Consider the following 23,222-nt stretch of genomic DNA (forward strand, 5'->3'; position numbering starts at 1 on the left):
CGGCGGACCGGGCGGCGCCGGTGCCCCGGGCCGACGCGCCGCCCGTGCTCGTGCTGGTGCGCCCGGTGGCGGCCGTGGCGGCGGGCGCGGCCCCGCGGGGCCGAGGCTTGCGGGGCGTGCCGTCGGACGGGATGGCGTCGGTCATCTCCACATGGTGGCACCAGGAGGTGTCCGACGGGTGACCGGAGGGCGACCCGAGACGTCGCGCCGTCCGTCCGGGCGCCCGGACCCGGCGGTCGTGTCGGGCGGTGTCCCGTACGTACGAGCGACTCCGAACCGGGACGTCGGTCCTACGTGCGTGCCGGTTCGGGCGCGCAGGCGGCTCGGCACGCCTGCGTAGGTGTGACGGGGCACCACGCAAGATGCCACTCATCAGTCTGCGCGGGCAGGTCCCGCGTCGAGGATTGAACCGCCAGCGAGCCGGCGACCGAGAGGGTCCCGGCCACGGCGGTGGCCGTCGTCGACTGCCACCACGTCCCCCACGGCGCAGCGCGCCGCCCGGGTCGACCGCGGATCGGTCGCGCCCGGCACCAACCAGAGGGAGTCCCTGCACACGATGACGATCGAGAACAAGAAGTCGCGCAAGAAGGTCTGGACCGCGGTGGGCGTGGCCGCGCTCGCGGTCGCGGTCGCCGGCGGTGGTGCGCTCACCACGCTCTACACGAGCATTGCCGGCAACCAGTTCCGGACCACCGTCCCGGACGCCGCGGTCGACCCCGAGGGCGCGCTGCTGCAGCTCGAGGGCCAGGCCATCGACCACGTGTTCGACTCGTCCACCTACAACCACCAGGTGCGGGCCGACTGGGTCCTCAAGAACCGCGGTCCGGACACGACGCAGTTCGACGGCGCCTTCGAGACCCTCGCGAACGTCGACCAGAACCTCGCGCAGGCGCTCGTCGTCCAGTACGGCGTGGTCGACCCGGTCTCGGGCGACGTGACCGCCTGGCGGGCCGGCGGCACGGTGGCCGCCCCGACGAGCTTCGCGGCGGCCACCGGGATCGACTCGATCGCCGGCGACGCGGAGATCCCCGTCGTGGTGCGGGTGCTCCTCGAGGACCCGACCCTGATCGCGTCGGACGACGACGAGGAGATCGGCGAGGTGCTCCGGGTCGTCGCGGACTTCACCGTGTCCTACCTGGACCCGCTGCAGCCGCGCGCGTGAGCTCCGCCGGTGGGGGCGGCCGAGAGGCGTGCCGCCCCCACCGGTCGTCCGTGACCGGCCGACGCGAAGGGAGCACCCGTGACCGGTCTCCGAGTGGCGACCCGTGCGCTCGCGCTCGTGCTGCTGGCCGTCCTGGCCGCGCCGATGCTGTGGAAGGCCGTGTCCGGCGACTTCTACATGACCGTCCAGGGGCGGTCGATGACGCCGACGTACCGGATCGGCGACGTCCTAGTCGTCCAGGACGCGGTGGGTGACGAGCTCTCGCGTCCGGGAACGGTCGTCGTCGTCGCACTCGCCGCCGACGCGGGCCGCGACGCGTCGATGTACGTGCACCGCGTCGTCGAGCCGCTCGACGACGGGACCGCGTGGTTGCAGGGCGACGGGAACGCGGGCCGGGACCCGCGGCCGATCGCGCAGCAGGCGGTGATCGGAACACCGCGGACCGCGCTGACCGGACCTGCGGGGCAGGCGTTCGCCGCCTCCCAGTCCGCACTCGGACGCGTCGTGCTCGGCGGGACCGCGCTGGCCCTGCTCATCATCCCCGTCCGGCGGACCCGCGCCTCGACCGAGAGCGCACGTCCAGAGCCCGAAGCACGAGCACCTAGCACGAGGAGTACGACATGAGTCAGAGGACCGATCGCGCGACCGTGCGGGGGGCGACCGCAAGAGGCGATCGCCGTCGGGAGGCACGCCTCGGCGTGGCGGCGGTCGCCGTGGCGGCGGTGGCCGTCGTCCTGCCCACGGCGCCCGCCACGGCTGCACCGGCCCCCGGTGACGACGGGGTCGTGCTCGTGGCGGGCGAGCCGCTCGTGCACACGTTCGACCTCGCCGTCCCGGGCGACGCGGTCACGGGTCGCTGGCAGGTGGACGCGTCGTCGTCGGCGCCCGTCCAGTACGACGCCCTGCTCGTGCCGGAGGGCGCCGTCTCGCCGTCGCTGGCGCGAGCGCTGGTCGTCCACTACGGCCAGGTGCGGGCGGACGGCCGGATCGCCTGGCAACCCGCCGGCACGCTCGCCGAGCCGCGCTCCTACGCCGACGCGCTCGGCGCGACCCCGGCCGTGAGCGCGGGCGAGCCCGCGGTGATCCCGGTGCGCGTCTCGCTCCCCGACCCCGGCGTCGTCTCCGGCGAGCCGGGTGACCAGCTCGCCGTGGAGGCGACCTTCCTCGTCAGCTATCTCGACGGTGACTCCGGCGACGAGCCCCGGGACCCGGGGCCCGCCGGCGTCGCGGCCCCCGGGCGACCCGGCGCGCTCGCGGTCACCGGACCCGGGCTGTGGGCCGCAGCGGTCGCTGTCGTGCTGGTCGGACTCGGATACGGCCTCCGCCGCCGGGCACCCCACGCCGCGCCGCGAAGCAGCTCCGCGCTCCGGTAGCCACAGTCATCCCCGACGCCCGCCCGCCCGCGACCGGGCGCGGGTGCCCGCTTCTCCAGAAAGACCAGAGGTCGACCCCCATGACGGCATTCCGCTCGACGACGGCACGATTCCTGGTGGCGCTCGCCGTGGCCGTGGCGCTCTCCGGTGCGTCCCTGCTCGACGGCCACGCCGCGCCGGCCGCCGGCGCCACCGCGCACGACATCGCGCCGCTCCCCGACGACGTCGCGCCCGGCACGGACGCGGACGACGCGGCCCCGGTCACGGGTGACGCGGCGGGCGACGACCTCGCGGGCGACGACCCGGCCCCGGGGTTCGGGGGCCTGCCCGACGATGCGGCCCTCGGCCACGACGAGGAGGCTCGCCTTGGCGACGAGCCCGGGCCGGCGGACGACGCCGCGGTGGCCGTCCCCCTCGACGACGCGCAGCCGGAGGAGGGGGTGTACCTCCTGCCCGGCTTCAACGCCCGCCTCGGCAGCGGGTTCAACGGCGACGTGCGCTCCGCCTCGGCGACGGAGGACGGCGGGCTGCTGGTCGCGGGGAACTTCACCGCCCTCGCCGGCAGCTCGGCGATCCCGAACCGGCTGGTGCGGCTGCACGGAGACGGTTCGCTCGACACGGCGTTCAACGCCAACCTGGGCAGCGGATTCGGCGGAGTGGTCTACCACGCAATCGAGCTGTCGGACGGCGGGGTCCTCGCGGCGGGGAACTTCACGTCGCTGGCCGGCAGCTCGGCGATCCCGAACCGGCTCGTGAAGCTCCGCGCGGACGGGACGCTCGACACGGCCTTCAACGTCCGGCTGGGCTCGGGGTTCGGGTCGGCCGTGTGGTCCGTCGCGGAGGCGCCCGACGGCGGGATCCTGGTCGCCGGCGCGTTCAGGGCGCTCGGCGGGAACCCGGTCCCGACCGGACTGGTCAAGCTGCGGGCGGACGGTGCGCTCGACACGGACTTCACCGCGCGACTCGGGACCGGGTTCGGGGCGGCCGTCTACACCCTCGAGGTCGCCGCTGACGGAGGGATCCTCGTCGGGGGCGCCTTCTCGACGCTCGACGGCAGCGGGCAGGTGCCCGCCCGGCTGCTGCGGCTGCACGCCGACGGTTCGCTCGACACAGGGTTCAACGCCCGGGCCGGCACCGGGTTCGGCGGTGTGGTGCGCGCGGTGCGCACCGCACCCGCGGGCGGGCTCACCGTCGGCGGGGAGTTCACCACGTTCAACGGGAGCTCGGCGATCCCGAACCGGCTCGTCCGGCTCACGGCCGACGGCGGTCTCGACGGCGGGTTCAACGCGGGGCTCGGGTCCGGGTTCGACCGGACGGTGTGGGACATCGCGCACCTGGAGGACGGCGGGGTGCTCGTCGGTGGCGAGTTCCGCTCCCTCGGTGGGGCCAGGATTCCGGCTCGGCTGCTCAGGCTGGACGCGGACGGCGTCGTCGACGACCGCTTCGCCGGCAACCTGGGCAGCGGGCTGAACGCCACGGTCTTCACCGTGTCGGCCAACGAGGCCGCGGAGGGCGGGTACCTCGCAGGTGGTTCCTTCCGGCAGCTCAACGCCAGCAGGTTCATCCCCGCGCGGCTGCTGTTCCTGCAGCCGGACGGGACGCCCGGACCCGACGTCAACTCCCAGCTCGGCTCCGGCTTCAACGGCGCGGTGCGCGTCGCGCGGGAGACCTCGGACGGCAAGCTGCTGGTCGGCGGCAACTTCACGGCGCTCAACGGCAGCTCGGCCGTCCCCAACCGGTTCGTCCGGCTGAACGGCGACGGCTCGCCCGACGTCGACTTCAACTCCAACCTGGGCTCCGGCTTCGGCACCGTGGTCTACGACGTCGCGGAGACCCCGGACGGCGGGATCCTCGTCGCCGGCAACTTCACCGCGCTGAACGGCAGCTCGGCGATCCCGAACCGGTTGGTCAAGCTCCGCGGGGACGGGACGCTCGACAGCGAGTTCAACGCCGCCCTCGGCTCGGGGTTCGGGACCGCTGTCTGGTCCCTGGACGTCGCGCCGGACGGCGGGATCCTGGTGGCCGGCAACTTCACCGCGCTGGACGGCAGCTCGGCGATCCCGAACCGGCTCGTGCGCCTGAACCCGGACGGGACGCTCGACCAGGCGTTCAACGCCGCGCTGGGCTCGGGCTTCGGTGCGGTCGTGTACGACCTGGAGACCACCCCGGAGGGTCAGGTCCTGGTGGGCGGGAACTTCACGTCGCTGAACGGGAGCTCGGCGATCCCGAACCGCGTGGTCCGCCTGCACGGCGACGGCACGCTCGACCAGGGGTTCAACGCCGCGCTGGGCTCGGGCTTCAACAGCGCGGTCTGGTCGGTCGCGGCCGCCGGGACCGACCAGGTCCTGGTGGGCGGGAACTTCACGTCGCTGAACGGGAGCTCGGCGATCCCGAACCGCGTGGTCCGCCTGCACGGCGACGGCACGCTCGACCAGGCGTGCAACGCCGCGCTCGGCTCAGGCTTCAACCGGGTCGTGTACTCGGTGCAGTCCAACGCCGACGGCGGTGTCCTGGTCGGCGGCGACCACCGGCAGGTCGGGGGACGGACGGCGCCGCGGCGCGTGACGCTGCTCAACGCGAACGGGTCCGTCAACCGCGAGTTCGCCGACCAGCTCGGCACCCGCGGTCTGCACGCGGCGCCCGTCTACACCACCTCCGAGGTCCGCGTCTCCGGCAGCGGCTACCTGGTCGGCGGGGACTTCACCCGGCTCGACGGCAGCTACGCCATCCCGGCACGGCTGATCATGCTGCACACCGCCGCCAGCGTGGACGAGGACGCCGCGGTCGCCGCCCCGCGGATCGTCGTCCCCGCGGTCGGCGACCGGTTCGCGGCGACCGGCCTGGTCCGGGGCACCGGGCAGCCGGGACGGGTCGTCTCGGTCCTGGCGGACGGATCGGTGCTCGGCACGGCCGAGGTGAACGCGCAGGGCGACTGGATGTTCCGGGTCCCCGCCGCGCTGGCTCCGGGCCACCGCACGATCGAGGCGGTCCAGGACGACACGGAGGAGACCGCGGACACCTCCTTCGACGTGGTCGGCCACGCGCTCGAGCTCTGGGGCGACGGGGTGCCCGGTCACACCGCTCCCGCGGCCGAGGTCCGGGTGGTCCAGGTCGACGCGGCCGCCGACGGCGGCCCGGTCGTGGCGCTGACCGCCGACGGCGACGCGATCGCCACCGGACCGGGGGCCGACCTGGCCGAGGACCTCCCGGGCGATCTCGTGCAGGTGGCGGTCGGCGGCGACTTCGCGCTCGGGCTGACGGCCGGCGGCTCGGTGGTGTCGACCGGAGGGGGCACGGGCGCGACGGAGGTGCCGGCCGCGGTCCGCGAGTCGGGTGCAGTGGCAGTCGAGGCGGGCCCCGACACGGCGCTCGCCCTGCTCGCGGACGGCAGCGTCGTGGCCTGGGGCGTCGGCGCCGCCGGTCAGACGGCGGTCCCCCAGACGCTCGAGGGTGTGACGGTGGCGCAGCTCAGCGCGGGCACCGACCACGTGCTCGCGCTCACGGCGGCCGGCGACATCGTGGGGTGGGGGGCGGCGGGAGCCGGGCAGACCGACGTCCCGACGCGCCCGGACGACGAGGACGAGTCGGACGACGACGAGGCGGGCTTCCCGACGTTCGTGCAGGTCGTCGCCGGCTCCGCCTTCAGCCTCGCGCTGGACGACGAGGGCGAGGTCACCGGGTGGGGTCGCAGCGCGGAGGGGCAGCTCGCCGTGCCGGAGGAGGCGCAGGGCCTCGTCCGCCGGGTGGACGCCGGGGCGGGCGGAGCGGTCGCTCTGCTCGAGACCGGGGCGGTCGCCGTCTGGGGTGCGGGTGCGGGTGCGTGGGGCGAGCCCTCGCCCGAGCTCGGCCGGATGGTCGTCGCCGACGTCCTCGCCGGGACGGACCTGGGCGCGGCACTGGTCGACCGTGTCGACGTGCTCACACCCGCCGACGGAGCGACTCTGCGAACCCTGCGCGAGATCGCCGGGACCGCCGCCCCCGGCACCACGGTGTCGGTGGCGGTCGAGAAGGGCGACGGGACGACCGGCGTCCACCGTGCCGACGTGGGTGCTGACGGACGGTGGACCGTCTCGCTGGTCGAGGACCGGCACCACGGTCCGCAGACCGTGACGGCGGTGTCCGCCGCTGGAGCGACCCACGTCGTGTCCGTCGACGTGGCCCTCGACATACCGTCGATCCACCTGCTGGTCCGGCCGCGCGTGCAGCTCGTCGACGCGCTCGCGTCCTGATGGAGCTCGCGAGGACGTGCGCGCCGACCAGGTCCGGAGAGCCGTCCAGCTGGTGCTGCGTGGCTCGAGCGTCGCCCTCGTCGGGCCCCGGCTGTCCGGGCGGTCCACCGCTCTGGGTCTGATCGGCGAAGAGCTGCGCGCACGGGGGGAGAGCGTGCTGCACGTCGTGCCGCAACGGGGGGCGCCCGAGCTCGAGCCGCTCCGGCTGGCCGTCCCGCGGCGGGTGCGTGCCCCCATCGACAGCGGTCCCCTGACCTTCGCGGGCGTGCACGGGCTGGTCGAGGAGTACCTGCTCGAGGGCGGGCACGTGGTGCTCGTGGACGACGCGGACCAGCTGGACGGGCCATCACGCGCGGTGCTCGCCCTGGCACGGCGCCGGACGGGGCGCCCAGCGGTCGTCACGCTCCCGCCCAGGGCGGCCTCGGGTGCCGGGCGTTGGGTCGCGGCCGCGCTGCAACCGGTGGTCGATGTCGTCCTCGGGCCGCTGAGCGTGCCCGAGGTGCAGGAGCTCGCCGAGTCCCGGCTCGGCGGCCCGGTGAGCGACGCGGCTGCGATCAGGGCGCACGACGCGTCCGGTGGCTCGCCCGGTGTCGCGCTCGCGGTGCTCGACGGCGCCGTGACGCACGGCGGGCTCCGTCAGGTGGAGGGGACGTGGGTGGGCGACGACATGTGGTCCCCGGATCTCGACGGGTTCTTCGCCGCGTCCCTCTCCGGCCTCCGGAGGTCGGAGAGGGACGCGGTCGAGGTGCTCGCCCTCGCCGGAGCCGTCCCGTCCCCCGTCGCCGGGGTCCTGGTCGCGCCCCGCCTGCTGGACCGCATCGAGGCGCTGGGGCTGCTCCGGCTCCTGGACGTCGGGGGTGAGCACCTGGTGGTGGTGACTCCGCCCGGGCTCGCGGACGTCCTCGGGCGCGCGCCGACGACCGCGCGTCGTCGGGCCCTGGCGGAGGCCGCGGCGCAGCGGGTGGTGCAGCGGCGCGGTCCGGCGGGGGAGGAGGTCGAACCGGTGCTCGCCCGTCTTCGTGCCCGGCTCGACCACGCGCCCGGGTCCGCCGCGGTGACAGGACCCTCGTCGGCCGGGGACGTGGGTCGGGTGGTCGCCGAGCGGCACCGGCTCGACCTCGCCGTCGCGCACGGGACGTGGCGGACCCGGCGCGGGGTGACCGAGGCGGTCGAGCTGATCCGGCTGCAGCTGTCCGGTACCGGGGACCCGGGCGTCGTGGACCGGGTGCTGCGCGAGACCGACGCCGAGCCCGCGGCCGATTCGTTCGCGTACGTGGAGCTGTGCTACCTCCGCGCGCGCTGGCGGATCGCCCGGGGCGCCGGGCACCTCGCCGCAGCTGCCGAGCTCGAGGCTGCGGCCGCCGACCACGTCCGGTACCGGGAGTCGTTGCTGAGCCTCGCCGTCGCGCTGCGCGCGGAGTTCGGGGTGGTGCCCGGCGACTACGAGCGCGAGCTGGCGCCGCGCACCTCCGGGACCGGCTGGGACGCCGCGACCGCACGGGTGGCGCTCGCGACCTGCCGGGTCCTCAGCGGGGCGGCTCAGGGCGCCGAGCGTGCGCTGGGCCCGGACGGCTGCCGGTGGCCGGACCTGCTGCACGCCGGTGCGGAGCTCGTCCGGGGTCTCGCATCCTACGGCCAGGGCCGGTTCGACGACGTGCTCGCGGTCGGGCGGTCGCTCGTCGACCGCGCAGCGGACCGGGGCGACCACGCGGCGTTCGTCGGGGGCTGCTACCTCGCCGCGCTCGTGCGCACCGCGCGGCTCGACGTCGACCGGGCCCGTCGTGACCTCCTGCCCGTGCAGTCCGCCGGGTTGCGCGCCGGCGCGATGGTCCTCTGCCCGGACCGGGCGGTCGCGGTGCTGCTCGCGGCGTCGTCCACGTCGCCACGGGACGACGACCGGCGCGTGCGGCTCACGCCCGGGGAGGGCGGGAACGCCGCGGGCGACGCACTGCCGTTCGGCAGCGACATCTGGCTCGCCGCCAGCCTGCACGCGCGCGACGACCCGGTCGGTGCGGCCCGTCGCCTCGACGAGGCTGTGGCGTCGCTGCTCGATCGCGGGCAGCGCCTCGCTGCGGAGACGATGCTGATCCACCGGTCGCTCCTGCACCACGACGACGACCGGGCTGCCGAGGTGGAGGAGGTCGCCCGGCGCACGGGCGGTCGCCTCTACCCGACGTTGCTGGCCGCGCGACGGGCGATGACCGACGGGGACCCGCGCGCCCTGATGATCGCGGCAGGTCGGCTCGAGGAGGCCGACGCCGTCGAGGAGGCGGCACGGTGCTACCTCAGCGCCGCCGGGATGTTCCGGCTCGCCGGTCGGCACGGCGACGCCGCGCAGGCCCGTGCCGCCGCCCGGACGTTGCAGGGGGCGGACGCGGCCGACGCAGCCGCCGGAGCCACGCAGGTGCTGTCCGAGCGGGAGCTCGAGATCGCGCGCCTCGTGGCCGACGGGGCGGCGAACGGGGACATCGCGAGCAGGTTGGTGCTGAGCCGTCGCACCGTCGAGAGCCACGTCCGCAACATCAAGCGCAAGACGGGCGCGCGCGACCGCGCAGGTGTCGCGGCCCTCGCACGCGACTGAAGCGCCCGTCGGCACCCGACCGGTGCGCTGACGGCACGGGCTCACGCCACGCGGTAGACCACGTCCAGCGCCGACCGCTCGAAACCCGCCGCCCGGTACACCCCGATCGCCGGCGTGTTGTCGCCCTCGGTGTAGAGCACGACCCGCGGCACCCCACGCTCCGCCAGGTGCGCGACCATCAGCGCGGTGAGCGCCGGGCCGAGCCGGCGGCCTCGGGCCGCGGGGTCGACGCCCAGCGCGTAGATCTCGCCCTCGCCCGGCCCCGCGACCTTGGTCCAGCCAAACCCCAGCAGGGTCGAGTCGTCCTCGGCGAGGAGGAAGCCGGCCGGGTCGAACCACGGCTCGGACTCGCGAGCCTCCAGGTCGGCGCGGGTCAGCCGGCCCTGCTCGGGGTGCTGGGCGAAGGCGCGCGCGTTCACGGCGACCCAGGCGTCCTCGTCGCGGCCCGGCTCGAACACGCGGACCGTGACGCCGGGCGGCAGCGGGGCGGCGTCGGGGTCGGGCACGGTCAGCGGGTCGAGGGCCATCTGCCACAGCTCCCGCACGACCGGCAGGCCGCGCGACGTCGCCAGCGCCCGGGCCGGGGTGACGTCGCCGTGCGCCCACACGGACACCGCGTCGCCGCCGCGGGCGCGGGTCGCGGCCAGGGCGGCGTCGAGCAGGGCGGTGCCGGTGCCGCGACGGCGAGCGTCCGGGTGGACGACGACCTCGGCGGTGGCGAGCGCCGGGTCGCGGAGGTCGACCTGGGCGTAGCCCGTCGGGGCGTCCGCGTCGCCGGCCAGGAGGTGCACGACGTCCGCGCCGCCACCGGTCAGCCAGAGCAGCGGCTGCTCGGACAGGGGGGCGACGCCGTCGCGGGTCGCTGCTGCGGCGGCGAGGTCGCGGACGGCGGCGGCGGTGGCGGCGGGCAGGGCGCCGGTGAGGCGGGTGAGGTCGGGCACGGCCCCATCCCACCACCCGGGGCGCCGCCCGGGGAACGACCGGCGGCGGCGCCGCGTTGCACCAGGCATGCCCGACGAGAACCCGACCCCCGCCTCGGCGGACGTCGTGGTCGTCGGCGCCGGGCAGGCCGGGCTCGCCGTGGCGGCGCACCTGGAGCGCTCGGGCTTCGTCCCGGCGGCGCCGACGGACTCCGACCGCCCCGCCCCCGGCCGCCGCGCGGCGCGCCCCTCCGCCGACGGCCGCCCCACCTACGTCGTGCTCGACGCGGCCGCCGGACCCGGCGGCGCCTGGCGCGAGCGCTGGCCCGGCCTGACGATGGCCACGGTCAACGGCGTGCACGAGCTGCCCGGCCGCCCGCTGCCGACGTTCGACGCCGACGAGCCCGCGAGCCGCGCCCTGACCCGCTACTTCGGCTCCTACGAGCGCGACCTCGGCCTCGCCGTCCGGCGGCCGGTCGAGGTGCGCGGCGTCCGGGACGTCGGCGAGCCGGGGCGGCTGCTGGCCGTCGAGACCGAGGAGACCGAGCGGGTCCCGGTCGCGGCGCCCGACCCGGACGACGGCCTCGGGGGCGGGGTCGGCGCCTGCCGGGCGGAGGCCGCGACCGCGCGCCGCCGGGTGACCCGGACCTGGCACGCGCGCGCCCTGGTGAACGCGACCGGGACGTGGACCCGGCCGTTCTGGCCGACCTACCCGGGCGCCGCCTCTTTCGCAGGCATCCAGCGGCACACGCACGACTACCGGTCGCCGGAGGAGTTCGCCGGCCGCCGGGTCCTCGTCGTGGGCGGTGGCATCTCCGCGGTGCAGCACCTGCTCGCGATCCACCCGGTGGCGGCGTCGACGACCTGGGTCACCCGCCGCCCGCCGGACTGGCGGGACGCCGAGTTCAGCCCGGAGCTCGGGCGCGAGGCGGTGACGCGGGTCGACGAGCGCACCCGGGCCGGGCTGCCGCCGCAGAGCATCGTCGCCGCCACCGGCCTGCCGCTCACCGACGCGTACCGGGACGGCTTCGCGCGCGGGGTGCTGGTCGCGCGGCCGGTGTTCGCGCGGCTGGTGCCGGACGGGGCCGAGTGGGACGAGGCCGCCGCGCGCGGGCCGCTCGCCGACGGCTGGGTCACGGGCCCCGACCACGTCGAGGCGGACGCCGTGCTGTGGGCCACCGGGTTCCGGGCGGCGCTCGACCACCTGCGGCCGCTCGGTCTGCGGGGGACCGGCGGCGGGATCGTCATGGACGGCACCCGCGTGGTCGCCGACCCGCGCGTCCAGCTGGTCGGGTACGGGCCGAGCGCGAGCACGGTCGGCGCGAACCGCGCCGGCCGCGCCGCGGTCCGCCAGGTCCGCCGCTACCTCGGCGTCTGACCCGCGGGCTCCCGCCCGCCGAGATGGCAACTCTCGGCTGCGCGCGGGGTCGCCGTCGCAGCCGAGAGTTGCCATCTCGACGAGAGGGGGCGTCAGGGGCGGCGCGGCGACCGCGTGCGGCGGGCCGCCACGGCCAGGGCCGCGCTGGTCCGGCACGCCCGCGAGCACGCCGCGGGCTGACCCCGGCCCGGCCGTCGCCGAGATGGCGACTCTCGGCTGCGATCTCGGGCGTCCCGACAGTCGAGAGTTGCCATCTCGGCGACGTGTCTCGGGGGGGGTTGGGCGGCTCAGGCCGGCGAGGGGCAGCCGCAGGACTCGCGGCGCACCACGCGGACGGGGAGGCGGTGGCTCTCCGGCTCCTGCGCCGGGGCGCCCGCGTGCCGCACCAGCACCTGCACGGCCAGCCGGCCCATCGCGGCCATCGGCTGCCGCACCGTCGTGAGCGACGGGCGCGCCAGCCGCCCCGCGAGGATCCCGTCGAACCCGGTGACCACGACCCGCTCCGGCACGGGCACCCCGCGCGCGGCGAGCAGGTCGAGCACGCCGAGGGCCAGCTGGTCGCTCGCGCAGACCAGCGCCCGCGGCAGCCGGTCCTCCGCGGCGAGCGCGGCGAGCACCTCGAACCGGTGCGGCTCGGCGAGGTCGGTGGGGTCGAGCGGCTCGGCGGGCTCGGGCAGCCCGGCCGCGGCGACGGCCTCGCGGAACCCGGCGAACCGCTCGCCGTAGTCGGGGGTGGTCAGCCGCCCGACGAAGCCGAGGTCGCGCAGCCCGTGGTCCCGGACCAGGTGGTCGACGACGTCGCGCATCCCGGCGCGGTTGTCGACGCCGATGTGGTGCAGGCCGTCGGCGACCGGCGGGGTGCTGAACGCGACGACGGGGATGCGCCGCGCGACGTGCTCCAGGGTGCCGACCGGCGTCGGGCCGGGGAACACGGCGAGGCCGTCGACGCGGCCCGCGACCTCGGTCACGGACGCCCCGGACCCGCTGCCGCTGCTCAGCAGCAGGGCCTGGCCGCGCTGCCAGCACTCGAGCTCGAAGCCGCGCTGCACCTCGTCCACGTACAGCGGGAACGCGCGCGGGTCGGCGTCGGGGTCGGTGTCGTCGACCGGCGTCGGGGTGGCGACCGGCAGCGCGCCGTCGGCGCCCTTCTGGGGGGCCGCGAGCATGAGGTCGAACGAGTACAGGCCGAGCGCCCCGGTGCGCCCGTGGGCGAGCCCGCGCGCGCTGGCGTTCGGCACGTAGCCGAGCTCGCTCGCGGCGACGAGCACCGCGGCGCGCGTCGAGTCGCGCACCCGGTCGGGCTGGCGGAAGGTGAACGACACGGTGGCGATCGACACCCCCGCGCGCTCGGCGACGTCGTAGACGGTCGGTCGTCGCGGCACTGCACCACCTCCTCGGGGCCCCGCACGATGGTAGGGGTTCCGGTGGCCCCGGCCGGGCCCCCTTGCGCCGGCTCACTCTATGCGCTTAACTCCGGTGAACATCTAAGCGCATAGAAGCGCGAGGCGCCCGCCGCACGCGCCACCCGTCCGTTCGAGGAGGAACGAACCATGATCCGTCCCGCTGCGCGCGTCGCCGTGGTGACCGCGCTCGCCGTGACCGCGCTGACCGCGTGCGGCCGCTCCGACGACACCGGCGGCGGCGCCACCGACGCCGCGACGCTGTCCGAGGGGGCCGCCTCCGGGGAGCTCACCGTCTGGGCCATGGGCGCCGAGGGCGAGGCGCTGCCCGACTTCGTCCAGGAGTTCACCGACGCCAACCCGGACGTCGGCGTCGAGGTCGTGCCGATCCCGTGGGACGCGGCGCGCGACAAGTTCCAGACCGCGATCGCCGCCGGCACCACCCCGGACGTCGCGATGATGGGCACCACCTGGATGGCCGAGTTCGGCGACGCGTTCGCCGCGGTCCCGGACGCCATCGACACCAGCGGCATCTTCGAGGGCTCGCTCGGCACCGCCGAGCTGGACGGCACCGCGATCGGCGTGCCCTGGTACGTGGACACCCGCGTCCTGTACTACCGGACCGACCTCGCCGAGCAGGCGGGCTGGACCGAGGCGCCGGCCACGCAGGAGGACCTCAAGCAGATGGCCGCCGACATGCAGGCGAAGGCGGGCGCCGACTACGGCATCCGGCTGCAGTCCGCGGGCAACGACTCGTTCCAGGGCTCGCTGTGGGCCCCGTGGTCGAACGGCGCGAGCCTGATGAACGACGACCAGACCGAGTGGACGCTCGACACCCCGGAGATGGTCGAGGCCTACGACTACTACAGGTCGTTCTTCTCGGACGGCGTCGCGAACGCCTCGGCCGACCGCAGCGCCGGCGCCCAGGAGGCCGAGTTCGTCGCCGGCACCACCCCGATGCTCATCGACGGCCCGTTCATGATGGGCCAGCTCGCCACGCTCGGCGGCGAGGGCTTCGAGGACAAGTACGCCACCGCGCGGATCCCGGCCGGCGACTCGTCGACCTCGTTCGCGGGCGGCTCGAACCTCGTCGTGTTCCAGGACTCCGACAACGTGGACGCCGCGTGGAAGCTCGTCGACTGGCTGACCCAGCCCGACGTCCAGGTGCAGTGGTACGACGTGACCGGCGACCTGCCGTCGCAGCAGTCCGCGTGGGACGACCCGTCGCTGGCCGACGACCAGAAGCTGGCCGTGTTCGGCGAGCAGCTCGAGGACACCCAGGCCCCGCCGGTGAACACCGCGTGGGTGCAGGTCGGCGCGGCCGCCGACTCCGTGCTCGAGCGGATGACCGTCAGCGGCGAGGCGCCCGAGGAGGCCCTCGCGGCGCTGCAGCAGCAGGCGACGTCGATCGGCGTGGGCTGACCTCATGACCACCACAGCCGCACCCCGCCCGGCCGGGTCCACGCGACCCGGCCGGGCGGCGGCGCCCGCCTCCCGCGGGCCGGCCGCCGCGCGCCGCCGGCGCCAGGGGATGGTCGCGTGGATGTTCGCGCTGCCGTTCGTCCTGGTGTTCGGGTTCTTCATGCTCGTGCCGCTGGTGTCGTCGTTCGCGATGTCGTTCACGGACTTCACCTCGCGGGACGTGCGCACGCCGTTCGCGGTGAACTTCGTCGGGCTGGACCAGTACGTCGCGCTGTTCGGCGACGCGCGGTTCCTCAAGTCCCTCAGCGTGACCGGCACGTTCGTGGTCGTCGGCATCCCGGTGACGATGGCGGTCGCCCTCGCGCTCGCCGTGGCGCTGAACTCGGGCATCAGCCGGTTCCGGTCGGCGTTCCGCGTCGGGTTCTACGCCCCGGTCGTCACCAGCATCGTCGCGGTGTCGGTCGTGTGGCGGTACATCCTGCAGCCCGACGGCCTGCTCAACACGGCGCTCGGCTGGGTCGGGATCGAGGGGCCGAACTGGCTGAGCTCGACCACCTGGGCGCTGCCGTCGCTGATCCTCATGGCCGTCTGGCGGAACGTCGGCACGCTCATGGTGATCTTCTTGGCCGGCCTGCAGGCGGTGCCCGCCGAGGTCCAGGAGGCCGCGGTCATGGACGGCGCGTCGCCGTGGCGCCGGTTCCGCAGCGTGACCCTGCCGCTGCTGCGCCCGACGCTGCTGCTCGGCGCGGTGCTCATCTCGGTCGGCTACCTGCAGTTCTTCGAGGAGGCCTTCGTGATGACGCAGGGCGGCCCGCTCGACTCCACGCTGTCGACCGCGTTCTACACGTTCGAGCAGTTCGGCTTCGGCAAGTACGGGTTCGCCTCCGCGGCGTCCTACGTGCTGTTCCTGGCCATCGCGCTCATGAGCCTGCTGCAGTTCCGGCTGCTGCGGTCGCAGGACTAGGGGGAGCCATGTCCACGATCACCCCGCCGTCGCCGCACCCGGCCGTCGACCGGCTCGCGCAGCCGTCGCCGCCCCGCCGTCGCCGGTTCACCGGGCGTGCGCTCACCTACACCGTGCTCGTCGTCGGCGTGCTGCTCTGGCTGCTGCCGTTCGTCTGGATGGTGCTCGGCTCGGTCAAGACGCAGCGCGAGATCCTCACCAAGCCGCCGACGATCTGGCCGCAGGAGCCGACGTTCGACAACTTCGGGCGGTGGTTCACCGACCTGAACTTCGGGCAGTTCTTCACCAACTCGGTGGTCGTCGCGGTCGTGACCGTGCTCGGGAACCTGCTGTTCTGCTCGATGGTCGGCTACGCGCTGGCCAAGATGGACTTCCCGGGCAAGAAGGCGCTGTTCGCGCTCGTGATGATCATGCTGATGGTCCCGGGGGTCGTGACCTTCGTGCCGCTGTTCGTGCAGGTCACCTCGCTCGGCCTGCTGAACACGTACCCGGCGCTGATCCTGCCGTTCCTGACCCAGCCGCTCGGGGTGTTCCTCATGCGGCAGTTCATGCTCGGCATCCCCGAGCCGCTGATGGAGGCCGCCCGGATCGACGGCGCCGGCGAGCTGCGCATCTTCGCGCGAGTCGTCATGCCGCTGTGCGGGCCGCCGCTCGCGACGCTCGGCATCCTCACGTTCCTCGGCTCGTGGAACAACTTCCTGTGGCCGCTCGTCGCGGCGCAGAGCCAGGACATGTACACGCTGCCCGTCGCGCTGTCCCTGTACTCCACCGGCCAGCAGGCGACCGACTACGGCCTGCTGCTGGCCGGCGCGGTGCTGGTGATCACGCCGATCCTCCTGCTGTTCGTCGCGCTGCAGCGGTACTTCGTCCAGGGCATCGCCACCGTCGGCCTCAAGTGACCCCGGGCGAGCCGGGCACTCCCCGCCGCGCCCCGAACCACCCGCACCACCGGAAGGACCCCGCATGTCCGTCAGCCGCCAGTTCCCCGAGGGCTTCCTCTGGGGGGCCTCCACCGCCGCGCACCAGGTCGAGGGGAACAACGTCAACTCCGACTGGTGGGTGCGCGAGCACGCGCCGGGCACCGACCTCGCCGAGCCGTCCGGCGACGCCGCCGACTCCTACCACCGGTACCCCGAGGACATCGCGCTGCTCGCGTCGCTCGGGATGAACTCGTACCGGTTCAGCATCGAGTGGGCGCGCATCGAGCCGGAGCAGGGCTTCGTGTCGAAGGCGCAGCTCGCGCACTACCGCCGCATGGTCGACACGTGCCGCGAGCACGGCCTGACGCCGTCCGTGACGCTGCACCACTTCACGCACCCGCGCTGGTTCGCGCGGCTCGGCGGCTGGCGGAACCCGGACGCCCCGGCGCTGTTCGAGCGGTTCACCGAGATCGCGCTGCCCGTCCTCGGCGACGACGTCGAGTGGGTGTGCACCATCAACGAGCCCAACATGGTCGCCATGACCCGTGGCGAGGAGGGCACCGAGATGACGGCGTCCCGCCTCCCTGCGCCGGACCCGCAGATCACCGACGCGCTGATCGAGGCGCACCGCCGGTCCCGCGGGGTGCTGGCGCAGCTGCCGCAGGTGCGGTCGGGCTGGTCGGTCGCCACGCAGGCCTACCACGCGGCGCCCGGCGCCGAGGAGGCCACGAAGGCCTACGGGTACCCGCGGGAGGACATCTTCCTCGACGCCGCGAAGGGGGACGACTGGATCGGCGTGCAGGGCTACCTGCGCACGTTCGTCGACCCGCAGGGCAACCCGCTGCCCGTCCCCGAGGGCGCCGAGACCACGCTGACCGGCTGGGAGTACTTCCCGCCCGCCATCGGCATCGGCATCCGCAACGCCTGGGAGCGCACCGGCGGCGTGCCGGTCGTGGTGACCGAGAACGGCATCGCCACGCAGGACGACGCCCGCCGGATCGACTACACGCACGACGCGCTGGTCGGCGTGCACGAGGCCATGGCCGACGGCATCGACGTGCGCGGGTACCTGCACTGGTCGGCGCTCGACAACTACGAGTGGGGGTCGTACGCGCCGACGTTCGGGCTCATCGCCTGGGACCGGGACACGTTCGAGCGCACCCCGAAGCCGAGCGCGCACTGGCTGGGCGAGGTCGCCCGTACCGGGACGCTCACGCACCCGTCGCGCTGACGCGCGCAGGCGCCGGTGCGCCGAGAGAGGACGCCCGCGCCGAGACGGGGCCGTCAGGCGTCCTCTCTCGGTGCGGCGGTCCTCTCTCGACGTGCTCCGCGGCGTGCGGGCGTCCGCCGCCCGGCTTGCCCGGCGACCCCGGTGGTTCAGGAGGCGCGGCGCGACGCGAGCAGCTGCTGCGCCCGCTGGTGCGAGACGCCCAGCACGGCGCCGATGTCGCGCTGAGGCACGTCGCGCTCCGCGAGGTCCCGGGCGAGCGACCGCGTGTGCTCCGCGAGGCTGCGCTCGAGCTGGGACAGGGCGGCGCGCTCGCGGGTGATCTCGGCCAGCCGGTCCGCCACGTCGACGTCACCGACGCGGTCGATGCTGAGCGCGATGTCCAGGTCCTCGGGGTCGACGTCGAGCGTGACGGCGACGAGCGAGCGGGCCATCGGGACGGCCTCCGACAGGCGTCGTGCCTGCGTCAGCCCGTCGACCTCGGGGACGGCGACCATCCACCACCGGCCCTCGCGGGTCACGTGCGCGGTGTAGCGCGGCCGCGTCGGGACCGTCACCGGCTGATCGTCGTGCATGTCGTCCCTCACCCTTCGTCGTCGGCCGACCGGTCGATCGCGGTCCGGACCTTCCGGTAGACGCCCGGAGAGATCGTGCGGTGCCCGTCGGGGACCGCGACCGCCTCGCCGCCCGGATGCGCCCACAGCGTGTGCGAGCCGCTGGTCCGTCGTGGCGAGAACCCCGCGGCCCGGAGCTCGGCGAGCACCCGTCGGGTCGGTTGATCGCTCACCGCTCGGCAAGGCTAGTGCCCTTGCCGACGAGCGGCAAGGGCACTAGACGGACAGGTGTTCGGCCGGGGTCAGCGGGCGGCGGCCGGCTCCGGGTCCCGGGTCGAGGCCTGCTCGGTCGCCGGCTCGTCGTCCGTGAACAGGTCCTCCGCCTGGGCGGTGTCGTACTGCGCGCGGTCGAGGATGCACTCGCGCTTCGCCACGATCGTCGGCACGAGGGTCTGCCCGGCGACGTTCACCGCGGTGCGGCCCATGTCGAGGATCGGGTCGATCGCGAGCAGCAGGCCCACGCCCGCCAGCGGCAGGCCGAGGGTCGACAGGGTGAGGGTGAGCATGACGATCGCGCCGGTGAGGCCGGCCGTCGCGGCGGAGCCGACGACGGACACGAACGCGATCAGCACGTAGTCGAGCACCGACAGGTCGATGCCGAAGATCTGCGCGACGAAGATCGCCGAGATCGCGGGGTAGATCGAGGCGCAGCCGTCCATCTTGGTCGTGGCGGCCAGCGGCACGGCGAACGAGGCGTACTCCGACGGCACGCCGAGGTTCCGCTCGGTCACCCGCTGCGTCACGGGCAGGGTGCCGATCGACGACCGGGACACGAACGCCAGCTGGATCGCCGGCCACGCGCCGCGGAACCAGCGGGCCACGCCCAGGCCGTTCGCGCGCAGGATCACCGGGTAGACCACGAACAGCACCAGCGCGAGGCCGACGTACACGGCGATCGCGAACCGGCCGAGCGACGCGAGCGAGTCCCAGCCGTACGACGCAACCGCGTTGCCCACCAGACCGAGGGTGCCGAGCGGCGCCAGGCGGATGACCCACCAGAGCACCTTCTGGATCACGGCCAGCGCCGACCGGACGAACGTGAGGAACGGCTGGGCCTTCGAGCCCGTGCGCAGGACGGCGATGCCGACGACGATCGCGATGACGACGATCTGCAGGACGTTGAAGCTGACGGACGTGCTGAGCGAGCCGTCATCCGCCGCGGTGGTGCTCGCGCCCAGGCCGAGCGGGTTCCCCGGGATCAGCCCGTCGAGGAAGTCGGTCCAGGAACCGGTGCGGCCGGGCTCCCTCGCGTCGTCCAGGCTGATCGTCGTGTGGTTGCCCGGCTGCAGCACCAGGCCGAGGCCGATGCCGATGACCACGGAGATCAGCGCGGTGATCGCGAACCACAGGAGCGTCCGCCAGGCCAGGCGCGCGCCGTTGGCGACGTTCTGCAGGTTGGCGACCGACGCGACGATCGCCGCGAAGATCAGCGGCGGGACGATCGCGCGCAGCAGCGTGACGAACGACGAGCCGACGGTGTCGAGCGTGCTGGTGAGCCAGTTCGGCGACTCGGCGTCGGTGCCCGCGTCCACGGGTCCCATCGCGAGCGCGACCCAGCCGAGCGCGACGCCCAGCACGAGCGCCGCGATGATCTGGAAGCCGAAGTTGCCGAGCAGGGTGCGGACGCGCGAGCGCTCCCGCACCGCAGGGGCGGTGGAGGACATGCAGCAGCCTTTCGCGGGCGCGCGTCGAGGTGCGCCCGTGGGGTGGGAGGAGGCCCGCGCGACGCGGGCGAGGGGGGACGGAGGCGGCTGCTCAGCGACAGAGCGCGCTGGCGACCCGGCGCAGGTCGACGGCGCGACGCGCGGTGAGGTCCCACCCGGTCACTGACGCCCCCTGCTGCTCCGGTCCCCGCCGGCCGAGGCCCCGCCCGGTCGGGCGGCGGCGGACCGCCGCGTGCCCCGCACGTCGGCGGGGCACGCGGCCAGTCTACGGCGGGCGCGCCCGGTCAGCCCTTCGGCGCCGCCAGCCCTTGCTGGATCAGGTCCATCACCGACGAGTCGGCCAGGGTCGTCGCGTCGCCCACCTGCCGGTGCTCGGCGACGTCCCGCAGCAGGCGGCGCATGATCTTGCCGGACCGGGTCTTGGGGAGCTCCGGGACGACGAGGATCGTCCGCGGCTTGGCGATCGGGCCGATCTGCTGGGCCACGTGCGCCCGCAGCTCCGTCGCGGTGTCCTCCGGCGACTGCTCGGCCGCGCCGCCGCGCAGGATCACGAACGCCACGACGGCCTGCCCGGTGGTGTCGTCGTGCGCGCCGACGACGGCCGCCTCCGCGACGGACGGGTGCGACACCAGCGCCGACTCGATCTCGGTGGTCGACAGCCGGTGCCCCGACACGTTCATCACGTCGTCCACCCGGCCCAGCAGCCAGATGTCGCCGTCCTCGTCCTTCTTGGCGCCGTCGCCCGCGAAGTAGATCCCGGGGAACCGCGCCCAGTAGGTGTCCCGGAACCGCTGCTCGTCGCCCCAGATGCCGCGGAGCATGGCCGGCCACGGCTCGGTGAGCACGAGGTACCCGCCCGAGCCGTTCGGCACCGGGTGGGCGTCGTCGTCGATGACGTCGGCCGCGATGCCGGGCAGCGGGGTCTGCGCAGAGCCCGGCTTGGCCACCGTGACCCCCGGGAGCGGGCTGATCATGATCGCGCCCGTCTCGGTCTGCCACCAGGTGTCGACCACGGGCGTGCGGTCGCCGCCGATGACCCGGCGGTACCAGGTCCAGGCCTCGGGGTTGATCGGCTCGCCGACCGACCCCAGGACCCGCAGGCTCGACAGGTCGAACTGGCCGGGGACGTCCTCGCCCCACTTCATGCAGGTCCGAATCGCCGTCGGCGCGGTGTAGAGGATGGACACGCCGTACTTCTGCACGATCTCCCACCACCGGCCGCGGTGCGGGGTGTCGGGGGTGCCCTCGTAGATGACCTGCGTCGCGCCGTTGATCAGCGGCCCGTAGACGACGTAGGTGTGCCCGGTGACCCAGCCGACGTCGGCCGTGCACCAGTAGACGTCGGTCTCGGGCTTGAGGTCGAAGACGTTGAGGTGCGTCCACGCCGCCTGGGTCAGGTAGCCGCCGGTGGTGTGGAAGATGCCCTTCGGCTTCCCGGTGGTGCCCGACGTGTAGAGGATGAACAGCGGGTGCTCGGCCTCGACCGCGACCGGCTCGTGCGTGTCGGACGCGCCGTCGACGGCGTCGTGCCACCAGACGTCGCGGCCCTCGGTCCAGGGCACCTCCTGGCCGGTCCGCCGGACGACGAGCACGTTCCGGACCACGTCGCCGCTGCCCTTGGCGAGAGCCTCGTCCACCGTGGGCTTCAGGGCGCTCGGGGCGCCGCGCCGGTAGCCGCCGTCGGCCGTGATGACCACGCGGGCGTCGGCGTCCAGGATCCGGGTGTGCAGCGCCTCGGCCGAGAACCCGCCGAACACCACCGAGTGCGGGGCGCCGATCCGGGCGCACGCCAGCATGGCGATGACGGTCTCGGGGATCAGCGGCAGGTAGATCGCGACCCGGTCGCCGGTCTGCACGCCGAGCGCCGTGAGCGCGTTCGCCGCGCGGGACACCTCGCGCTGCAGGTCCGCGTAGGTGAGCGTGCGGGTGTCGCCGGGCTCGCCCTCGAAGTGCAGCGCGACGCGGTCGCCGTGGCCGGCCGCGACGTGCCGGTCGACGGCGTTGTACGCGGCGTTGAGCCGGCCGTCTCCGAACCACCGGGCCCGCGGGGCGCCCGACCAGTCGAGCACCTCGTGGAACGGCTCGGACCAGTCGAGGAGCGAGCGCGCCTGCTCCGCCCAGAACTCGAGCCGCGCGGAGTTGGCCCAGGCGTAGAGCTCGGCGTGCGCGTTCGCCTGCGCGGCGAACTCCGGGTCGGGCGGGAACCTGCGGTCCTCGGTGAGGAGGTTCTCCAGGCCCGGCGCCGGGGCGTCCGGGGTGGTGCTGTCGGGGGCGGTGCCGTCCGCGGGGGTGGGGGCCCCGTCGGGTGCGGACTGCGGGGTGGAGCTGTCGAGGGCCACGTGTGCCTCCAGCGCAACGACGTCGGTGCGATCTGGCGCGGCTCGGATGCCGCGTCTCCCGGCACTCTAGTAGGACTTTCGTCCCTGGCGAGTGCGGTCGGCGGCCGGTCCCGGGGCCGTGGCCCCGGGTGGCACGGGTCAGGCCCGGGGCAGCCAGCGCCGGCGCGCGGCGGCCAGGACCAGGCCCGCGACCAGCAGCAGCGCACCGACGACGAAGACGGACCCGGACGTCGCGGTCACGGTCGCCCGCACCACGGAGTACTCCGTGCCGTCGGTGGCGATCCACCGGACGATGTCGACGTGCGTCGTCGCGGGCACGTACAGCAGCACGACGCCCACCACCGAGGCGACCAGGCCCGCGGTGACCGGGACGGCGGGCGTCCACAGGCCGAGGCCGAGCACCACCGCCAGCACCAGCACGCCGGCCGTCACCAGCACCACGCCGAGCGCGTCGTACGAGGCGTCCCAGCCGGGGGCCTGCGCGGCGAGCACGCGCGACTGCCCGAACAGGACCGTCCAGACGCCGATGGCGCCGACCACCAACCCGACCAGCGCGCCGAGCACGTGCCGGAGCGCGCCGCCGCCGGGGCGGTGCGCAGGCTCGGCGACCGGCTCGGGGGTGCCCGCGGCGGCTCGGCGACCCCGGGACCGGGTCGCGTGCTCGTCCTCGGGCTCGGTGTGCTGCGCGCCGGGGATGGCGGGGGCGGCCGGACCGGCCGGTGCCGGGGCGGACGGGTCGCCGTACGGCACCGTGGCGTCGGAAGGTCCGGTGCCGGGCAGACCGGCCTCGGGGGCGTCGGTGGTCGCACCCTGGTCGCGGGTCAGCACCGCGGCCGCGCGCGCCTCGGCCCCGCGGATGCTCGTGCGCCGCACGGGGTCGGTCGGCGTCGGGGCGGCCGCGCCGGTGGCGGCCGTGCCGGGGGCGACGCCGCCCGCCGGGGTCGTCGGCAGCGGGGCGGTCGGTGCGCCCGCGCCGTCGGCGGCGAACCGGGCGGAGCCCGGTCCGCCCGGGGTGCCGGGTCCGCCCG

At 75.0% G+C, this 23,222-nt stretch carries 17 protein-coding genes and 1 pseudogene; 10 read left to right on the forward strand and 8 right to left on the reverse strand.

Features of this window, described 5'->3' with window-relative positions; translation table 11 throughout:
* The first annotated feature begins 556 nt into the window (after positions 1–556).
* From KVT14_RS17490 to KVT14_RS23520, 5 genes are all read left to right on the forward strand, one after another.
* Positions 557–1,162: a hypothetical protein gene (locus KVT14_RS17490; protein ID WP_217616836.1), complete on the forward strand. Its 606-nt coding sequence runs from the start codon at positions 557–559 to the stop codon at positions 1,160–1,162.
* 78 nt (positions 1,163–1,240) lie between these two features.
* Positions 1,241–1,786, forward strand: a complete 546-nt coding sequence (locus tag KVT14_RS17495; protein ID WP_217616837.1) for a S24 family peptidase — start codon at positions 1,241–1,243, stop codon at positions 1,784–1,786.
* Between the two features lie 74 nt (positions 1,787–1,860).
* A complete protein-coding gene (locus tag KVT14_RS17500) occupies positions 1,861–2,535 on the forward strand; it encodes a hypothetical protein (RefSeq protein WP_217616838.1) in 675 nt (224 codons plus the stop codon).
* An 80-nt stretch (positions 2,536–2,615) separates the two neighbouring features.
* On the forward strand, positions 2,616–6,764 hold the full coding sequence (locus KVT14_RS17505; RefSeq protein WP_217616839.1) for a hypothetical protein: 4,149 nt from the start codon (positions 2,616–2,618) through the stop codon (positions 6,762–6,764).
* Between the two features lie 16 nt (positions 6,765–6,780).
* Complete coding sequence (locus tag KVT14_RS23520; protein WP_217616840.1) at positions 6,781–9,345, forward strand: helix-turn-helix transcriptional regulator; 2,565 nt, start codon at positions 6,781–6,783, stop codon at positions 9,343–9,345.
* A 41-nt stretch (positions 9,346–9,386) separates the two neighbouring features.
* On the opposite strand, the gene mshD is transcribed toward KVT14_RS23520, so the two are convergent.
* The gene (mshD, locus tag KVT14_RS17515; protein WP_308161139.1) at positions 9,387–10,286 is read right to left on the reverse strand and encodes a mycothiol synthase; all 900 of its coding nucleotides are present in this window, start codon (positions 10,284–10,286) and stop codon (positions 9,387–9,389) included.
* Positions 10,287–10,353: 67 nt separating this feature from the next.
* Here mshD and KVT14_RS17520 point away from each other — a divergent pair, with 67 nt between their 5' ends.
* A complete protein-coding gene (locus KVT14_RS17520) occupies positions 10,354–11,643 on the forward strand; it encodes an NAD(P)-binding domain-containing protein (protein WP_217616842.1) in 1,290 nt (429 codons plus the stop codon).
* Between the two features lie 287 nt (positions 11,644–11,930).
* Here KVT14_RS17520 and KVT14_RS17525 read toward each other — a convergent pair whose 3' ends face one another.
* Positions 11,931–13,025 (reverse strand): LacI family DNA-binding transcriptional regulator, encoded by a 1,095-nt coding sequence (locus tag KVT14_RS17525; RefSeq protein ID WP_217616843.1) that lies wholly within the window; start codon positions 13,023–13,025, stop codon positions 11,931–11,933.
* Positions 13,026–13,193: 168 nt separating this feature from the next.
* On the opposite strand from KVT14_RS17525, the gene KVT14_RS17530 reads away from it, so the two are divergent.
* The 4 genes from KVT14_RS17530 (at position 13,194) to KVT14_RS17545 (ending at position 17,580) form a co-directional block, all read left to right on the forward strand.
* Positions 13,194–14,465, forward strand: coding sequence for an extracellular solute-binding protein (locus KVT14_RS17530; protein ID WP_217616844.1), 1,272 nt, complete (start codon positions 13,194–13,196; stop codon positions 14,463–14,465).
* Positions 14,466–14,469: 4 nt separating this feature from the next.
* A complete protein-coding gene (locus KVT14_RS17535) occupies positions 14,470–15,429 on the forward strand; it encodes a carbohydrate ABC transporter permease (RefSeq protein WP_217616845.1) in 960 nt (319 codons plus the stop codon).
* An 8-nt stretch (positions 15,430–15,437) separates the two neighbouring features.
* Positions 15,438–16,328, forward strand: a complete 891-nt coding sequence (locus tag KVT14_RS17540) for a carbohydrate ABC transporter permease (protein ID WP_217616846.1) — start codon at positions 15,438–15,440, stop codon at positions 16,326–16,328.
* 64 nt (positions 16,329–16,392) lie between these two features.
* A complete protein-coding gene (locus tag KVT14_RS17545) occupies positions 16,393–17,580 on the forward strand; it encodes a glycoside hydrolase family 1 protein (protein WP_217616847.1) in 1,188 nt (395 codons plus the stop codon).
* A 146-nt stretch (positions 17,581–17,726) separates the two neighbouring features.
* Here the strand turns inward: KVT14_RS17545 and KVT14_RS17550 are convergent, their stop codons facing one another.
* The 6 genes and pseudogenes from KVT14_RS17550 to KVT14_RS17570 all read right to left on the reverse strand — a co-directional run.
* Positions 17,727–18,134 (reverse strand): hypothetical protein, encoded by a 408-nt coding sequence (locus tag KVT14_RS17550; RefSeq protein WP_217616848.1) that lies wholly within the window; start codon positions 18,132–18,134, stop codon positions 17,727–17,729.
* A gap of 26 nt (positions 18,135–18,160) precedes the next feature.
* Positions 18,161–18,364, reverse strand: coding sequence for a type II toxin-antitoxin system HicA family toxin (locus tag KVT14_RS22620; protein WP_217616849.1), 204 nt, complete (start codon positions 18,362–18,364; stop codon positions 18,161–18,163).
* 69 nt (positions 18,365–18,433) lie between these two features.
* Complete coding sequence (locus KVT14_RS17560; RefSeq protein WP_217616850.1) at positions 18,434–19,855, reverse strand: dicarboxylate/amino acid:cation symporter; 1,422 nt, start codon at positions 19,853–19,855, stop codon at positions 18,434–18,436.
* A gap of 91 nt (positions 19,856–19,946) precedes the next feature.
* A complete protein-coding gene (locus KVT14_RS23615; protein WP_368858785.1) occupies positions 19,947–20,111 on the reverse strand; it encodes a putative leader peptide in 165 nt (54 codons plus the stop codon).
* A gap of 28 nt (positions 20,112–20,139) precedes the next feature.
* Complete coding sequence (acs, locus tag KVT14_RS17565) at positions 20,140–22,089, reverse strand: acetate--CoA ligase (protein ID WP_254631183.1); 1,950 nt, start codon at positions 22,087–22,089, stop codon at positions 20,140–20,142.
* Positions 22,090–22,332: 243 nt separating this feature from the next.
* Positions 22,333–23,222, reverse strand: a pseudogene (locus KVT14_RS17570) (hypothetical protein); the annotation flags it as partial.

The organism is Cellulomonas sp. GbtcB1, assembly GCF_019091725.1.
Taxonomy (GTDB): domain Bacteria; phylum Actinomycetota; class Actinomycetes; order Actinomycetales; family Cellulomonadaceae; genus Cellulomonas.